Annotated in this window: 13 protein-coding genes; 9 read left to right on the top strand and 4 right to left on the bottom strand. The window is 57.7% G+C overall.

Annotated features, from left to right (window positions below):
- Positions 1-113: 113 nt before the first annotated feature.
- On the bottom strand, positions 114-422 hold the full coding sequence (locus ACYVGU_RS12545; RefSeq protein ID WP_460622384.1) for a hypothetical protein: 309 nt from the start codon (positions 420-422) through the stop codon (positions 114-116).
- Positions 423-1,139: 717 nt separating this feature from the next.
- On the opposite strand from ACYVGU_RS12545, the gene ACYVGU_RS12540 reads away from it, so the two are divergent.
- From ACYVGU_RS12540 to ACYVGU_RS12500, 9 genes are all read left to right on the top strand, one after another.
- Positions 1,140-1,484 carry a hypothetical protein gene (locus ACYVGU_RS12540; RefSeq protein WP_460622383.1) on the top strand — a complete coding sequence of 115 codons (345 nt, stop codon included), beginning with the start codon at positions 1,140-1,142 and terminating at the stop codon, positions 1,482-1,484.
- Between the two features lie 161 nt (positions 1,485-1,645).
- On the top strand, positions 1,646-4,072 hold the full coding sequence (locus tag ACYVGU_RS12535) for a TonB-dependent receptor (RefSeq protein ID WP_460622382.1): 2,427 nt from the start codon (positions 1,646-1,648) through the stop codon (positions 4,070-4,072).
- A 43-nt stretch (positions 4,073-4,115) separates the two neighbouring features.
- A complete protein-coding gene (locus ACYVGU_RS12530) occupies positions 4,116-4,682 on the top strand; it encodes a hypothetical protein (RefSeq protein WP_460622381.1) in 567 nt (188 codons plus the stop codon).
- A gap of 286 nt (positions 4,683-4,968) precedes the next feature.
- On the top strand, positions 4,969-7,425 hold the full coding sequence (locus ACYVGU_RS12525; protein ID WP_460622380.1) for a TonB-dependent receptor: 2,457 nt from the start codon (positions 4,969-4,971) through the stop codon (positions 7,423-7,425).
- A 95-nt stretch (positions 7,426-7,520) separates the two neighbouring features.
- A complete protein-coding gene (locus tag ACYVGU_RS12520; RefSeq protein WP_460622379.1) occupies positions 7,521-8,453 on the top strand; it encodes a cation diffusion facilitator family transporter in 933 nt (310 codons plus the stop codon).
- 90 nt (positions 8,454-8,543) lie between these two features.
- A complete protein-coding gene (locus tag ACYVGU_RS12515; protein ID WP_460622378.1) occupies positions 8,544-9,794 on the top strand; it encodes an MFS transporter in 1,251 nt (416 codons plus the stop codon).
- Between the two features lie 94 nt (positions 9,795-9,888).
- A complete protein-coding gene (locus ACYVGU_RS12510) occupies positions 9,889-10,263 on the top strand; it encodes a hypothetical protein (protein ID WP_460622377.1) in 375 nt (124 codons plus the stop codon).
- Positions 10,264-10,373: 110 nt separating this feature from the next.
- Positions 10,374-10,823, top strand: coding sequence for a DUF6526 family protein (locus tag ACYVGU_RS12505; RefSeq protein ID WP_460622376.1), 450 nt, complete (start codon positions 10,374-10,376; stop codon positions 10,821-10,823).
- A 115-nt stretch (positions 10,824-10,938) separates the two neighbouring features.
- The gene (locus ACYVGU_RS12500) at positions 10,939-11,241 is read left to right on the top strand and encodes a DUF4286 family protein (protein WP_460614986.1); all 303 of its coding nucleotides are present in this window, start codon (positions 10,939-10,941) and stop codon (positions 11,239-11,241) included.
- 95 nt (positions 11,242-11,336) lie between these two features.
- On the opposite strand, the gene ACYVGU_RS12495 is transcribed toward ACYVGU_RS12500, so the two are convergent.
- The 3 genes from ACYVGU_RS12495 to ACYVGU_RS12485 form a co-directional block, all read right to left on the bottom strand.
- Complete coding sequence (locus ACYVGU_RS12495) at positions 11,337-11,849, bottom strand: GNAT family N-acetyltransferase (protein WP_460622375.1); 513 nt, start codon at positions 11,847-11,849, stop codon at positions 11,337-11,339.
- Between the two features lie 111 nt (positions 11,850-11,960).
- Positions 11,961-12,194 (bottom strand): hypothetical protein, encoded by a 234-nt coding sequence (locus ACYVGU_RS12490; RefSeq protein ID WP_460622374.1) that lies wholly within the window; start codon positions 12,192-12,194, stop codon positions 11,961-11,963.
- A 168-nt stretch (positions 12,195-12,362) separates the two neighbouring features.
- Positions 12,363-14,546: a prolyl oligopeptidase family serine peptidase gene (locus tag ACYVGU_RS12485; protein ID WP_460622373.1), complete on the bottom strand. Its 2,184-nt coding sequence runs from the start codon at positions 14,544-14,546 to the stop codon at positions 12,363-12,365.
- Positions 14,547-14,631 lie beyond the last annotated feature (85 nt).

The following is a 14,631-nucleotide window of genomic DNA, read 5'->3' as shown; positions in this document are numbered from 1 at the left end:
AGTGGGTAGAGCATTGTACGTACCTGTATTCCCAATTTGGGGAAGAGTATGGTGCTATGCGGTTTAGCCAATAGTGATGCCTAGCACCTAGGAAGTAGGTTTGGCCCGCTCCTCTACTGGGCCGTACAGGCTTTGGGCAACAGTTTCCCGGGTTTACTTTGCGCCTGTTGCCACTCCTGCTCTACGCCGCTGATGACGAGTGCCGAAGGCAAAAGCCAATCAAGTGCCCCCGCACTATCTGAGAAAAACTGCACATCGGCCCGGACTTGCCGACAGCCATCGGCTAGCAAGTTTTCCACTACTAACTGGTTATGCAGGCCGGCAGGCTGGATCAGGGCGAGGTGCCGCACCCGCAACGAGGCAAACTGCGCCAGCCATACTTCACTAAGCCAGGCCTGCTCATCGATACCCACCGGGGGCATGTGCGATGTATCCGCGAGCCACCGGGTAATGCCGTGTTTCTCGCTGCATCTGATCAGCTGTGTAAAAGCTTCCTGAAATCCGACAAACGAAACAGGGCCACGCCATTGCCAGCGCAACAGGTGCCCAACCGGTTCTACCTGAACCAGTAAGGAACTGAACTTATAAATCATGAAAAAATCCTAAACAACACGCCGCATACAGCTGACTACCACGAAAGTACCTTACTACTTTCTGGTTTCAGTTGAGTTTCGCTGGTTCAGGTTCTTTGCTCGATAAAACAGCGCTTTAGCTAGGCCGCCGCCCGATAAACTGGCTCTAAGAGCTTATTCTGAACTACTGGTTGGGTTGGTTCAGCAACTGAGGGATGGCGGAGCGCTTGCTGGCGGACAGAGCCGGCACGGTAGCCAAAGCGCTGAGGCTTGTAGGAGAAGGGTCGCTTGGCGCTACCGCTCATACAAACAGCGCTTCTGTAGTGTTCACTACATTTTTCTTGAGCTCTGGCCGGAGCTTTTTGGCTAGTCGGCGCAACATTTTTACAGCAATACTCTTCATAAGAGTGGTTTGTTGATTTAACATGCCCAAAGGTCAGGAAGCGGTATTGCCTTAAAGTGTGTAAAGCGTTATGATTGTGTGACTGCTTTTCATTCCCTTGAACCTGAAGGCAGAAGGAATTAAGAATTCCTATTACATTTGCCCTGTCTGCTACAATGTTGCAAATGCGTACTCTTCGTTCCCGTCTGGCCCTTGTGCTGCTCCTGTGCTTTGTGCGGGTGCTGCTGCCCGACGCGTGGGTACTGGCCTTGCACGCACACGAGCACACGACCGAAGAGCCCACGCAGGCTACCAGCTGGCCAAAGGGCAAGGTGCTTCTTTCCGCTAAGCACCAGCACTGCGACACCGATCAGTTTTTTAAATCGGCGTTTGAGTTAGCGCCTTCCTTGGCGGTAGCAGCCCCAGCAACCGGGCATTTTGCCATTCCAACTGCTACAGCCCTCACGGGCACGTGGCATCTAGTACCGATTGTTACGGCCGATTTGCGCGGCCCGCCTGCCCGAGGCTAACCCTAGTGCAATCCGCTGGAGCTACTTGTGTTGGCTTGTAGCGCGGAGTTACGCCTTGCTGTAGATAATGTGGTGTTGAATACCGGGGTGCTGCCTGCCCCGGCGACAGGTAGGCTACAGCGGCTGGTTTAGATTTTTTCGGCAGGTCTCCCCCTTTTCGTATGTTTCTCTGTGCTCCGGGCCCTCGCCGGAGTCGCACGACCTGGCGCTGGATGGGGCTGACGCTATTTTGCGCGTTGCCTCAGTTGCTAGCAGCTCAGTCGTCGGCTCCGGTGGGATGTGCCCTGCTGCTAAGCGGCCGCATTCAGGACCACGAGTCCCGCGATGCGCTGGCTGGGGCTACGGTAGTAGTGCTGGAAACTCAGCAGGCTACTCAAACCGAACCTGATGGCCATTACCACCTCGACCTCTGCCCTGGCCTCTACCATGTGCAGGTTAGTTTTGTGGGCTTCACCTCCGAGACGGTAGAGCTGCGCGTAGCCAATTCCGTGCTGCGCGACTTTCAGCTGCACCCGAATGCCATTGCCCTGAAAGGCGCAGTGGTAGAAGGGCAACACGTGGAGGCAACCAACCCGCAAGCCACAGCGACGTTGAGCGGCCAGGCGTTGCAGCAAACCCGCGGCCAGGCCTTAGGAGAGGCACTGCAAAAGATATCGGGCGTAACGGCCATCCAGACGGGTCCGAGCATCTTCAAGCCCATGATTCATGGGTTGCACTCTAACCGCGTAACCATTCTCAACAACGGCGTGCGGCAGGAGGGCCAGCAGTGGGGCCAGGAACATGGCCCCGAAATCGACCCGTTTGTGGCCTCTCAGCTCACCGTAGTGAAAGGAGCAGCCAGCGTGCGCTACGGTTCCGATGCTATTGGGGGGGTAGTGCTGGTGCAGCCCAAACCATTGCGCGACTCCGTGGGAACGGGGGCTGAGCTAAACCTAGTGGGCATGAGCAACAACGGCCTAGGGGCAGCTTCGGGCACCATGGAAGGTAACCTGCGCAACCTGCCGGCGCTCAGCTGGCGCGTGCAAGGCACGGCCAAACTGGCCGGCACGATGCGGGCGCCGGGCTATTACCTCCAGAATTCAGGCTTTGAGGAGTACGACTTCTCGGGGGCAGTAGGCTGGCGCAAGGTGAATTACGGCCTGGAGGTATTCTATAGCCAGTTCAATACCAAGCTGGGCATTCTGCCAGCGGCGCATGCCGAAAGCCCTTCGGATTTGTACGCAGCTATTGCCCGCCCTAGGCCCCTGGAGACGTCCAACTTCAGCTACGACATCAACCGGGCGTACCAGCAAATCAGCCACGACCTGCTGAAGGTCACGGGATTTGTGCGCACGGGCACGGTAGGAAAGCTGACAGCCACTCTGGGCCAGCAAACCGACTTCCGCGATGAATACGACCGATTCAGTGCCCGCAACGCCGACCGTGCCGCCCGCAACCGTCCGGCGCTGAGCTACTCCAACCGCACCACTACCGGCGAGCTGGTGTGGGAGCATAAGCCGCTGGGGCACTTCACGGGCAGCGTGGGGCTAGCAGGCACCTATCAGTTCAACCGCTACGCTGATGGTACCCGCGGCTTCATTCCGTTCTATAACAACACCATTGCCGGTGCCTTTGCCATCGAAAGGTGGCAGCATGGCAAGTGGCAGCTGGAGGCTGGCTTGCGGGCCGATTACCGCACCCTCAGCACCCGCCGCGGCACCCGCGATACGCTGGGCGTGTATTACGTGGACCGCCGGCAGTTCACCTATGTAACCCCGGCTGCTTCCCTAGGTGCCATTTATGACGCTACCCCTCACCTCACGCTAAACCTCACCGGCAGCCTTACCCAACGGGCACCGGCAGCCAATGAACGGTTCAGCGACGGGGTGCATAATGCGCAGTATGAGCTCGGCTACGACCTAGTACCCGGCAACTCGGCATTGGGCCCCGAAACGGCGTACCACACGGCCCTGACCGCCAGCTGGCATGACAATCCGCGGCTCAATGGGGAGCTTACCATTTACCAAACCACCATCAGCGGCTACATCTACCAGCAGCCTATTTTGCCGCCTGTCATCAATATTCGGGGCACGCTGGTTAGCTGGCAGTACATGCGCACCAACGCCACTTTGCGTGGCCTTGACCTGGGCGCCACGTACCGGTTGGGCCCACAGTGGGAGCTAGGCGGCAAAGCTTCGGTGCTGCGCGGCCGCGATACGCAGCAGAAAGAGTGGCTGTTTTTCATGCCTTCAGATCGGGCTGAGCTATCGGTGCGGCACGCGGTGCCGGAGCGGGCGTCCAGCCGCCTAACTGGGCGCTATGTGCAGCTGGGCTCCTATGCCGTTGCCCGCCAGCGCCGCGTGCCCACTGATTACGCCGCCAAAGATTACGCCCTGCCCCCCGCTGGCTACGTGCTACTAGGCCTGGAAGCCGGCGCAACCGTGCACTGGGGCCGCCTGCCGCTGGAAGTAAGCCTGGCCGGCTCCAACCTGCTCAACACCCGCTACCGCGACTACCTCAACCGCTACCGCTACTTCGCCGATGAAATGGGCCGCAACGTGACCCTGCGCGTGCGCGTGCCGCTAACCTTCAGCCCCCGCCGGCCCTAGCCTCCTCTGACTTTTCAATTCTTCATTCCTTTTTCCAATCCTCATGAACAAACCTTCTTTCCGCCCCTTTCTGCTAGCCCTGTTGGCTTCTACAACCCTTCTAGCTGCTGCGTGCAGTGATGATAAAGAGGAGCCCACCCCCGATGAAGACAACGAGCAGATTACGACGGTAAACTACACCCTCACGCCGGTAGGCGGCGGTACGCCCATCACGGTGCAGTACCGTGACATCGATGGTGACGGCGGCGCGGCACCTACCATTGGCACCCTCACACTAGCCCCCAACACCACGTATACCGGCGCCCTCACGCTGCTCGACGAAACGAAAACTCCGGCCGAGAACATTACCGCCGAAATTCAGGAGCAAGCCGATGAGCACCTTTTCCTTTTCGAGCCTTCGAATGTGAACCTCACCGTCACGCGCACCGACAAGGACAAGAACAACCTGGAAGTTGGGCTGACGACGCAGGCCGTTACGGGCGCCGCCAATGCTGCTGGTGCCACCGGCACGCTTAAAGTCACGCTACGCCACCAGCCAGGTTCCAAAAATGGCACCGCTACGCCCGGCAGCACCGATGTGGAAGTAAGCTTCCCGACGGTAGTGCGCTAGGCATTTCGCATTCAGGTGAACGGGGGGAAGCAGGGAGTTCGGAGCCATATACTATGCGCGCCCTAGTGCGGCCGCTGCACGGTTGGTTTCCTACTTCGCTGCTTGTCTTTCACCTGCAGAGAGGCTGGCTGCAACCGGCCTCTCTATTACCTTTTCTCCTGTTTTGGTTGTGGAGAAACTCCAGGAAGGTGCCGGCCAGTGGTCGGCATTTTCTTTTTAGTAGCAGCCGCTGTGCAGCCTTTTCGGGGCGCGCTCCGTTCATTGGCTTCGTGTAATTTGCACTTCTATGTCCCGACTCCCACTAACTGCCGGCCTGCTACTGCTTTCCGGGAGTATCATTGCCCAAACGCCTACCCCCTCACCCGCTGCCAACCCTCCGGCGCGTACTACCCGCACGGCGGCTCCGCTCGTTACGGGCCGAGTTACGGATGCGGCTACCGGCGAAGTACTGCCCGGCGCCACCGTGGTTTTTCCGGACCTGAAACAGGCCACTGCCACTGCCGCCGACGGCACCTTCCGGTTTGCCAATTTGCCGCGGGGCCGGTTTCTGATGCAGGTGCGCTTTGTAGGCTACACCACCGTAGTACGCACCGTGGATACCAGCACTGGCCAACCCCTAGAGGTAGCCCTCACGCCCGCCGAAACGGAAATCGGGCAGGTAATTGTCACGGGCGTTTCGGCCAGCACCGAGATGCGCCGCTCGCCGGTTCCTACGAACGTGGTAGACCAAACGCGCCTGCGCCAAACCTCGGCTACCAATGCCGTAGATGCCATTGCCCACACGCCCGGCCTCAACCAAATCACCACCGGAGCCGCCATTAGTAAGCCAGTTATTCGGGGGCTGAGCTCTAACCGCGTCATCACCCTGAACAACGGCGCCAAGCAAGAAGGCCAGCAGTGGGGTGATGAGCACGGCATCGAAATAGATGAGTACAGCATTGATAGAGCTGAAATCATCAAAGGCCCGGGCTCCTTATTGTATGGTTCCGATGGGCTGGCCGGCGTTATCAATTTTCTAGCGCCCGACCCCGTTGACGATGGCCGCATTCTGGGTTCCGTCACGGCTAACTATCAAACCAACAACTACCAGCAGGGCTACTCGCTTTGGAATGCGGGCAACCTCAACGGCTTCAACTGGCAGGTACGCGGCTCGGGCAAAGTAGCCACCGACTACCGCAACCGCTACGATGGCCGCGTGTACAATTCCGGCTTCCGGGAGCTGAACGGCAGCGGCTACGTGGGCTTCAACAAAAGCTGGGGCTACTCTCACCTCACCGTCAGCAGCTTCAACCAGATTTTGGGGCTGATTGAGGGCGAGCGGGACTCCCTGTCGGGGCGCTTTCTGAAAACCAACAGCCTAGGCGAAGAGGAAGTGGTGATGGGCCGCGGCTTCTCGGGCTACGGCCTCGATGTTCCGCGCCAGCAGATCAACCACTTGCGTATCGGCACCGATAACAACTTCATTCTGGGCCAGCACCGCCTGACGCTTAATGTGGGTTGGCAGCAGAATTTGCGCCGCGAGTTTGGCAACCCCGCTGACTATTACGAGAAGTCCTTGTTTTTCCAGCTCCGTACCGTGGATTATGCCTTGCGCTGGTTTCTGCCGGAAGTACAGGGCTGGAACACCACGCTGGGGGTAAGCGGGATGCAGCAGGAAAACCAGAACAAGGGCGTCGAGTTCCTGATTCCGGCGTACCGGCTGTTGGATGGCGGCCTGTTTGCCGTCACGAAAAAGAGCTTCGGCAACCTCGACCTGAGCGGCGGCCTGCGCTACGACCTGCGCCGCATTACTGCCGATGCCTTGTGGCTAAATGAAGACGAGCAACCCGTTCCCAATGGCCTGGGCGAAGAGAAATTTCCGGGCTTCCGGAGCACGTTTCGCAACGTGAGCGGCAGCGTGGGCGGCTCTTATAGCCTGGGCGAGATGTGGCTGCTGAAAGCCAACGCCGCCCGCGGTTTCCGGGCCCCTAACATTGCGGAGCTGGGCTCCAACGGCGTGCACGAAGGCACTACCCGCTACGAGCTGGGCGAGCCGAATCTGAAAGCTGAAACCAGCTTCCAGCTCGACGGGGGCATCAACTTCACGTCGGACCACCTAAGCGTATCGGCCGATGTGTTCCGCAACCGCATCAGCAACTACATCTTCCCGAGGCGCATTGCCGCCGCCAATGGCTCCGACTCCCTGTCAGCCGAGGGCGAACGGGTATTCCGCTATGGGCAGGGCGATGCGCGCCTGGCCGGCGGTGAGGTCAGCGTGGATATCCATCCGCACCCCCTGGACTGGCTGCACTTTGAAAACTCCTTCTCGATGGTGCGCGCTATGGAATTCGATCAGCCCGAAGGCCAGAAAAACCTTCCATTCATTCCCGCCGACCGGCTACAGTCGGAACTGCGCGTAAACTTCCGGAAGGTGGGTGCGTCGCGGCTGCACAACCTGTTTGCTAGGGCTACCATGGAGCACAACTTCGCCCAAAACCGCATCTTCTCCGCCTTCGACACCGAAACGCCTACTCCGAGCTACACACTGTTCAATGTGGGCTTAGGTACGGATGTAGTGACGGCTGAAGATCGGACGCTGTTTTCGGTGTATCTGGCGGCCAACAACCTGTTTGATGTGGGGTATCAGAACCATTTGAGTCGTCTGAAATACACGGCCGTAAACTACGCCACGGGACGCGCCGGCGTATTCAATATGGGCCGTACCATGAGCGTGAAGCTGGTAGTGCCGTTGAGTTTTAAGTAACTTCTCGCTTCCTAGCCCCTGCGCCACCTGAAACCCTTCTCCGGATGACTGTGGTTTACTAGGGTACGTATCAGCTCCAACCCTTTTTTTGAGCTATGGCCCACAACCACTCTCACGACCACGCCCATCATCATGGCCCGCCTGCCGACGGCAACTTCGGGCCGGCGTTTGCCTGGGGCATTGGGCTGAACCTGTTGTTTGTGGCCGGCGAGGCGGCGGGAGGCTTGTGGGCTAACTCTTCTGCCTTGCTTTCCGATGCGGGCCACAACCTTTCCGATGTGTTGAGCCTGGCGCTGGCTTGGGGCGCTACGCTACTAGCCCGGCGCCCGGCATCAGAGCGCTACACCTATGGCTACAAAGGCGCTACTATTCAGGCAGCGTTGCTGAACGCGGCGCTGCTGTATCTGGCGCTGGGCTTTATCCTTTGGGATACCATTGACCACTTGCGCCACCCCGAGCCGGTAAATAGCTTAGTAGTTATGGCGCTGGCCGGACTGGGAGTACTCATTAATGGCTTCACGGCCTGGCTGTTTCGGCATGGGCAGAAGGGCGATGTAAACGTGCGCGGCGCCTACTTGCACATGCTCACGGATATGCTCGTGTCGGTGGGGGTGGTAGTGGGCGGCGCAGTAGTGTACTTCACGGGCTGGACCTGGATAGACCCCATCATCAGCTTCATCATTCTGGGTGTGGTAGGTGTGGGCTCCTGGGGCTTGCTGCGCGAAACAGCGCAGCTTAGCCTGCACGCGGCCCCCGCGGCCATCGAGGTGGGGGCCGTGCGCCGTTTCCTGCTGGCTCGTCCGGGGGTAACCAGCATTCATGATCTGCACATCTGGCCGCTGGGTACCCAGGACACCGCTCTCACAGCGCATGTGGTGCGGCCCGGCGGCCAGAACGGCAATGTATTTCTGCGCGAGCTGCAGCACGATTTACTACACGAATTCAACATCAGCCACTGCACCATTCAGCTGGAAGATGATCTGCCATTGATGGGCGCCCACGGCTGCTGCAACGAGGAAGTCGCGTAGCGCCCACTAGGTCTGCCACGCTGGTATACTCAATGAGTATTCCATCCAGTGCCGGAAATTGCGTAATCTGCAGTTCCCAATTTCCACCGCATGCAAACTGTTACTCCCTCCTCTCCTACCACCCGCACCACCGGGCTGCTTAGTGCCATTGTAGTGGTAGCCGCCTTGGGCTACTTCGTTGACATCTACGACCTGATTCTGTTCAGCATCGTGCGGGTGCAGAGTCTGAAAGACCTAGGCATTACGGCACCCGAGGCCGTAACCAACGAAGGCCTCTACCTCATCAATATGCAGATGGGCGGCATGCTGCTCGGCGGTATTCTATGGGGTATTCTGGGCGATAAGCGGGGGCGCCTGTCGGTGCTGTTTGGATCTATCCTGATTTACTCACTAGCCAACCTGGCCAACGGCTTTGTCCAGACGATTGAGCAATACGCCTGGCTGCGGCTAATTGCCGGCATTGGCCTAGCCGGCGAGCTGGGCGCGGGCATTACGCTAGTGGCGGAAACGCTGCCCAAGGAAAAGCGCGGCTACGGCACCATGATTGTGGCCACCGTAGGCGTATCGGGCGCCATGCTAGCCTACTGGGTGGGCGAAGCGCTGGGCTGGCGCAACGCCTATTTTGTGGGTGGCGGCCTAGGGTTGGCGTTGCTGGCGTTGCGGGTCGGCGTGTACGAGTCGGGCATGTTTGAGCAGGCCAAAAAGAGCGAGGTAGAGCGCGGCAACTTTCTGGCCTTGTTCACCAACCGCGCTAGGCTCTCGCGCTACGCCAAGTGCCTGCTGATTGGCGTGCCCCTGTGGTTTGTGGTCGGCATCCTGATTACGCTAGCCCCTGAGTTTGGCAAAGCCCTCAGCATAACGGCTCCCGTTACGGCGGGACTGGCCGTGTTCTGGTGCTATTTCGGGCTGGTGTTCGGTGATTTTGCTAGCGGTACGCTTAGCCAATTGCTGCGCAGCCGCAACCGCGCCTTGCAGTTGTTTCTGGTGTTTTGTGGAGTGCTAGTAGCCGTGTATCTGTTTGGAATGCAAGGAGCTTCGCCCACGGTATTCTACACGGTGTGCTTTGTGTTGGGCCTTTCGGTGGGCTTCTGGGCCTTGTTCGTGACGGTAGCGGCGGAACAGTTCGGGACCAACCTGCGGGCCACGGTAGCTACTACGGCTCCCAACTTTGCGCGGGGCTCCGTGGTGCTGCTGGTACCGCTGTTTCAGGCACTCAGGGGCCCTTTTGGCATCATTGGCAGCGCGGCGATATTGGGTCTGGTGTCGTTGCTAATTGCTTTTTGGGCCGTAACTACCCTGCCGGAAAGCTTCGGGAAAGAGCTCGACTATGTTGAGGAATAACACCTTAGGTTTAACTTTCAGAATTTCAAACAATTACATCAGTCGTTACCTACTAAAATACGTACTAGAGGATGGACATTAATCCACCCTCCCCATGAAAAAGTTTCTAACCCTTGTCACGTGCGCTGCTCTTTTCAGCTGGCATACCACACAGGCGCAAACCGTTGACTCGACGCAGATACGCCTCCAGATGCAGCAGCAACGTGCCGATGAGGCAAAAGCAGCACTAGGCAATAAAAAGCAGGAAACCGCCGCCACGCGCAACAACGTTGATCAAAGCAAAGGCCAGCTCCGCGACCAGCAAAACGCCATGCGCGAGCAAAAGCGCCAGCTGAAGGAGCAGAAAATAGCGCTTAAGCGCCAGCAAGCAGTGGCCAAGGAAGCACGCCGTCAAGAGTCAGCCGCGCAGGAACTGGCCCGCGCCGAAAAGCGCAAAGCCAAGGAAGCCCGCAAAGCCTCCAAGATGTAGCTGTACTTCTCTGCGCTTATTTGTTGTAGTATGTAAACTCCGGCTTCTGGCCGGAGTTTTTCGTATCAGCACCTCACCATTCCTTCCTCACCTCTTTTACTACCCCCTGTATGTCGGCAAAGCCTACCAAAAATACTCCGATGCTTTATCCCTGGCACCATTTCGTTCTGGTACCGGCGGCCTTGGTGCTCGCCTTGTATAGTATCCGGCGCTATATAGCGGTGGCCGGCGACGACTCGGAGATTTCACGGCTGTGGTTTACCGTGATGCTGCTGGCCGTGGTGGGGCTCGGGGCTTTGGTGATGATGCGTCAGCACTACGCCCTCACGCTCCAGGACCGCCTGCTACGGTTGGAAGTGCGCCAGCGCTACTTTGAAATTACGGGCCAGAGTTTTCGGCCGCTTGAAGGTCAGCTCACGCTCAGCCAGATACTAGCCCTGCGCTTTGCCAGCGACGCCGAACTGCCTGAACTGGTGCAAGTCGCCATCCGCGAAAAACTCTCTTCCAAGGACATTCAGGCGCGTATCACCGACTTTCACTTCGATCATATGCGGGTCTGAAACGCAACAGTAGCTAGGAAAGCACTAGGAGCTTGGATTTTTTGGCCGACTTTTGCGTTGTAGTATTCTGCCAACTCAGAACTACTCTTCGCTTTCGACCTCACGACCCAATTATATGATTCTCTACAACGTCACGACCAGCCTCGATCCGGAAATTGCTGACCAGTGGGTGGAGTACATGCGCGACATCCACATGCCCGACGTCATGGCCACCGGCTTCTTTCTCAAAAGCCAGCTTTGCCGCATGCTGAACGAGGAAGACAACGGCGTTACCTACGCGGCTCAGTACTACTGCGTCAGTCTGGAGCAACTGGAAGAATATCAGCAGCTAGCTGCCCCGGCCCTGCGCGAAGAAATTGAAAAGCATTTCGGGGGCCGTTACGCTTCCTTCCGCACCATGCTGGAAGTGGTAGACTAACCTCACCCAATACAAGTTAAAAGCGCAAGGCTCCATCCTGATAGATGGGGCCTTGCGCTTTTTAGAGGGGTAGTGAAAGCACAGGAAGCGCGGCGCTAACTGCTGGTCACGATGCGCTCAACGGTTGGGTCGCAGGCGTAAGCTAGTAGCTGCTCTTCGGAGAGGTTGCCGTTGTGCCACTCAGGGTCAAGGTTGGCCCCGATTTTTTTGTAGAAGCCGATAGCAGGCTCGTTCCACTCCAGCACCTGCCATTTCATGCGGTGGGCGCCTGTGTGCCGGGCCTCTGCTACTACGGCATCAAACAAGCGCTTGCCAATGCCGCTGCCACGCAGCTCCTCCGTTACCACCAAGTCTTCGAGGTACAGCATCCGGCCCTTCCAAGTGGAGTACGCCGTGTAATACAGTGCAATTCCCTGAATTTTGCCCTCTGCTTCCTCTTCGGCCACGAAAAACTTGAAAATAGGCTCTGGCCCGAAGCCGTCGCGCTGCATGTCTTCCAAGGTGTTGGTTACCTCATGCGGCGCGCGCTCGTACACAGCCAGCTCCTGAATGAGGGCTAGCACCTGGGGCAAATCGGCCTCTCGGCCTCGGCGGATGGTTAAACTCATGGGTAAGGATGTAAAAACAGCGGGGATGTAAGGTAGCGCATCGGCCCTTAAAAAAGAATGAGCAGCGGCGCATCGGCCACTGCTCATTCTTTGCTACTGAGTAGGCCGGGCCTACATCACAGGCTGCATCTTTTTGATGTCCTCGGTGGCGTTTACCGCGTTGATTTCGCGGGTAGCAGCATTTTCAGGGGCTGTTTTGCCACCAGTAGTGTCGGGAGCAGCCGGAATGGGGGGCAGCGGCTGACTAGCCACATCTTCGTCCGACTTCACATCGGGGTTGCTGCACGAGGTAGTAGAGAGCAGCAGCGAACCGGCCAGCAGACCGAACAGGAGCGTTTTTTTCATATAGCAATCAGAAAGTCAGAAGCAATTACGGGAGTTGCGGCCGCGAAGATACGGCAAATCAGTTGTCAGTCAGCAGTAGGCCGTTGATAGTTACTGCCGGCCGCCACGGGGCTTTCCTTTTCGGCGGGTTTCAGGTAACACGGCACCTAGTACCTTTTACTAAGCCACTTACTTACGGTACGGATTCACACCCATATTCTGGTACGCAAACGCCCACACATCGGCCCACTCTTCAATCTGGAGCTTGGTGCTTTTGCCCGCGCCGTGTCCCGCATTTACATCTACCCGAATGAGTTGAGGGCGAGGACCGGCATCGGCGGCCTGCAACGCGGCGGCAAACTTAAAGGAGTGCGCCGGCACCACCCGGTCGTCGTGGTCGGCGGTGGTGATGAGGGTAGCAGGGTAGCTAGTGCTGGGTTTCAGGGTGTGCAACGGCGAGAAGCGGTACAAGTTCTGGAACTGCTCATACGTATCGGAGGTGCCGTATTCGGGAGCCCAGTTCCAGCCGATAGTAAACTTCTGATAGCGTAACATATCCATGACGCCTACCGCCGGCAGCGCCACCTGGCAGAGATCGGGGCGCTGGGTCATGGTAGCGCCCACCAGCAAGCCGCCGTTCGAGCCGCCGGCAATGGCTAGCTTTTCAGTGCTGGTATAGCCCTGCACTTTCAGGTACTCGGCGGCGGCAATAAAGTCGTCGAAAACATTCTGCTTATTCGGCGTCATGCCGGCTTGGTGCCACTCCTCGCCGTATTCGCCCCCGCCGCGCAGGTTCGGTACGGCCAGAATTCCGCCATTTTCCAGCCACAGCATGCGGGCTACACTAAAGGCTGGCGTGAGCGAGATATTGAAGCCACCGTAAGCGTAAAGGTAAGTCGGGTTCTGCCCGTCCAGCTTTAGGCCTTTCTTGTGCGTGATGAACATGGGCACCTTGGTGCCGTCCTTGCTGGTATAAAATACCTGCGTGGTCACGTAGTCATTGGGCTGCACATCTACTTTCGGCGCTCGGAACACGGTGCTGGTATTCGAGGCTAGGTCGTAGCTATAGATGGTGGTGGGATACGTGAAGGAGGTAAAGGCGTAATATACCGTTTTGGCATCTCGGCGGCCACCAAAACCGGCAGCGGTACCAATGGCCGGCAGGGCTACATCGTGCTTAAACTTGCCCTTCTCGGTGTACACTTTTACTAGGCTGCTGGCATCCTTCAAGTAGGAAGCCACTAAGTGGCCGCCTACCTGCTCCACACCCTCCAACTTGTTTTCGGTCTGGGGCAGCACTTCCTTCCAATTGGCTTCCTGCGGCTTTTTGGGGTCGATGAGCACAACGCGGTAGCGCGGCGCTTTGTAGTTGGTGTGCACAAGCAGTTGGCCGCCCACGTTGCCGACTACCGAGTTGTTATGATCGTAGCTGTTGATGAGGGGCGTAAACGTGTTGGCCTGCTTTGGGTCGGTTAGGTCGCGCACGGAAAGGCGGTTGCCATCGGCTTTACCATCCGTGAGATAGAGCACCAAAAACCGTTCGTCTTCGGTAGTACTTACCATCCGGAAACCCAACGGCATTTTGCGGTCCTCATACACTAGCTTATCGGCGCTTTGCGGCTTGCCAAGCTGGTGGTAATACACCTTGTGGTACTCATTCTTGCCGGAAAGTTGGTTTTCGCCAGCCTTGGGCGCATCGTAGCGGCTGTAAAAAAAGCCATCCTTATACCACGCCGCCCCCGATACCTTCACCCACTGTAGCTCATCGACTAGGGGCTTGCGGGTGTTCAAGTCCAGCACGTGCATTTTTTGCCAGTCGGAGCCGCCACCGGAAGTAGCGTAAGCCAAGTAGCGGTGGTCGTTGGAGAAGTAGGTGCCGGCCAGAGCCGTGGTGCCTTCTTTAGAAAACTTGTTGGGGTCGAGCAATACATCGGGCTGGCCTTCTTTGCCGTTGCCCGATTGCACGTACAGCACCGCTTGGTTTTGCAGGCCGTCGTTTTTGCTGTAGTAGAGGTGCTTGCCTTCCGGCTGCGGAATACCAAACCGCTCGTAATTCCAGATTTCTGTGAGCCGCTCCCGTATTTTATCCCGAAACGGAATCTGCTCGAGGTATCCAAACGTGACCTTATTTTCGGCTTCTACCCAGGCTTTGGTTTCCGGTGAGTCCAGGTCTTCCAGCCAGCGGTACGGGTCGGCGACGGAAGTGCCAAAGTAATCGTCTTTATGGTCGCCTTTCTTGGTTTCGGGGTAGCGCACAGAAGCAGTGATTTTAGTTGCAGTAATGGGGCTGCTGGCCGCTGGCGAGTCGGTTTGGGAAGATCGGCAAGCGGCTAGCGTGGCTAAGGCTAGTACGGGAATAGCAAGTTTATGCATATCAGGGGTAGGGCGGAAAAGGCCGAAGATAAGGCGCAGTTCCTGCCTAGCTCTTCCGGCAAGCCAAAGTACCTTGGCAGCATCG

The sequence above is a fragment of the Hymenobacter tenuis genome, assembly GCF_054780495.1.
This window is presented reverse-complemented; position numbering and strand designations above follow the sequence as displayed.

Excerpts from the sequence above, each read along its gene's own strand:
- ACYVGU_RS12545 (WP_460622384.1), bottom strand. The coding sequence starts at position 422 with ATGCCCCCGGTGGGTATCGATGAGCAGGCCTGGCTTAGTGAAGTATGG.
- ACYVGU_RS12540 (WP_460622383.1), top strand. The coding sequence starts at position 1,140 with ATGCGTACTCTTCGTTCCCGTCTGGCCCTTGTGCTGCTCCTGTGCTTT.
- ACYVGU_RS12535 (WP_460622382.1), top strand. The coding sequence starts at position 1,646 with ATGTTTCTCTGTGCTCCGGGCCCTCGCCGGAGTCGCACGACCTGGCGC.
- ACYVGU_RS12530 (WP_460622381.1), top strand. The coding sequence starts at position 4,116 with ATGAACAAACCTTCTTTCCGCCCCTTTCTGCTAGCCCTGTTGGCTTCT.
- ACYVGU_RS12525 (WP_460622380.1), top strand. The coding sequence starts at position 4,969 with ATGTCCCGACTCCCACTAACTGCCGGCCTGCTACTGCTTTCCGGGAGT.
- ACYVGU_RS12520 (WP_460622379.1), top strand. The coding sequence starts at position 7,521 with ATGGCCCACAACCACTCTCACGACCACGCCCATCATCATGGCCCGCCT.
- ACYVGU_RS12515 (WP_460622378.1), top strand. The coding sequence starts at position 8,544 with ATGCAAACTGTTACTCCCTCCTCTCCTACCACCCGCACCACCGGGCTG.
- ACYVGU_RS12510 (WP_460622377.1), top strand. The coding sequence starts at position 9,889 with ATGAAAAAGTTTCTAACCCTTGTCACGTGCGCTGCTCTTTTCAGCTGG.
- ACYVGU_RS12505 (WP_460622376.1), top strand. The coding sequence starts at position 10,374 with ATGTCGGCAAAGCCTACCAAAAATACTCCGATGCTTTATCCCTGGCAC.
- ACYVGU_RS12500 (WP_460614986.1), top strand. The coding sequence starts at position 10,939 with ATGATTCTCTACAACGTCACGACCAGCCTCGATCCGGAAATTGCTGAC.
- ACYVGU_RS12495 (WP_460622375.1), bottom strand. The coding sequence starts at position 11,849 with ATGAGTTTAACCATCCGCCGAGGCCGAGAGGCCGATTTGCCCCAGGTG.
- ACYVGU_RS12490 (WP_460622374.1), bottom strand. The coding sequence starts at position 12,194 with ATGAAAAAAACGCTCCTGTTCGGTCTGCTGGCCGGTTCGCTGCTGCTC.
- ACYVGU_RS12485 (WP_460622373.1), bottom strand. The coding sequence starts at position 14,546 with ATGCATAAACTTGCTATTCCCGTACTAGCCTTAGCCACGCTAGCCGCT.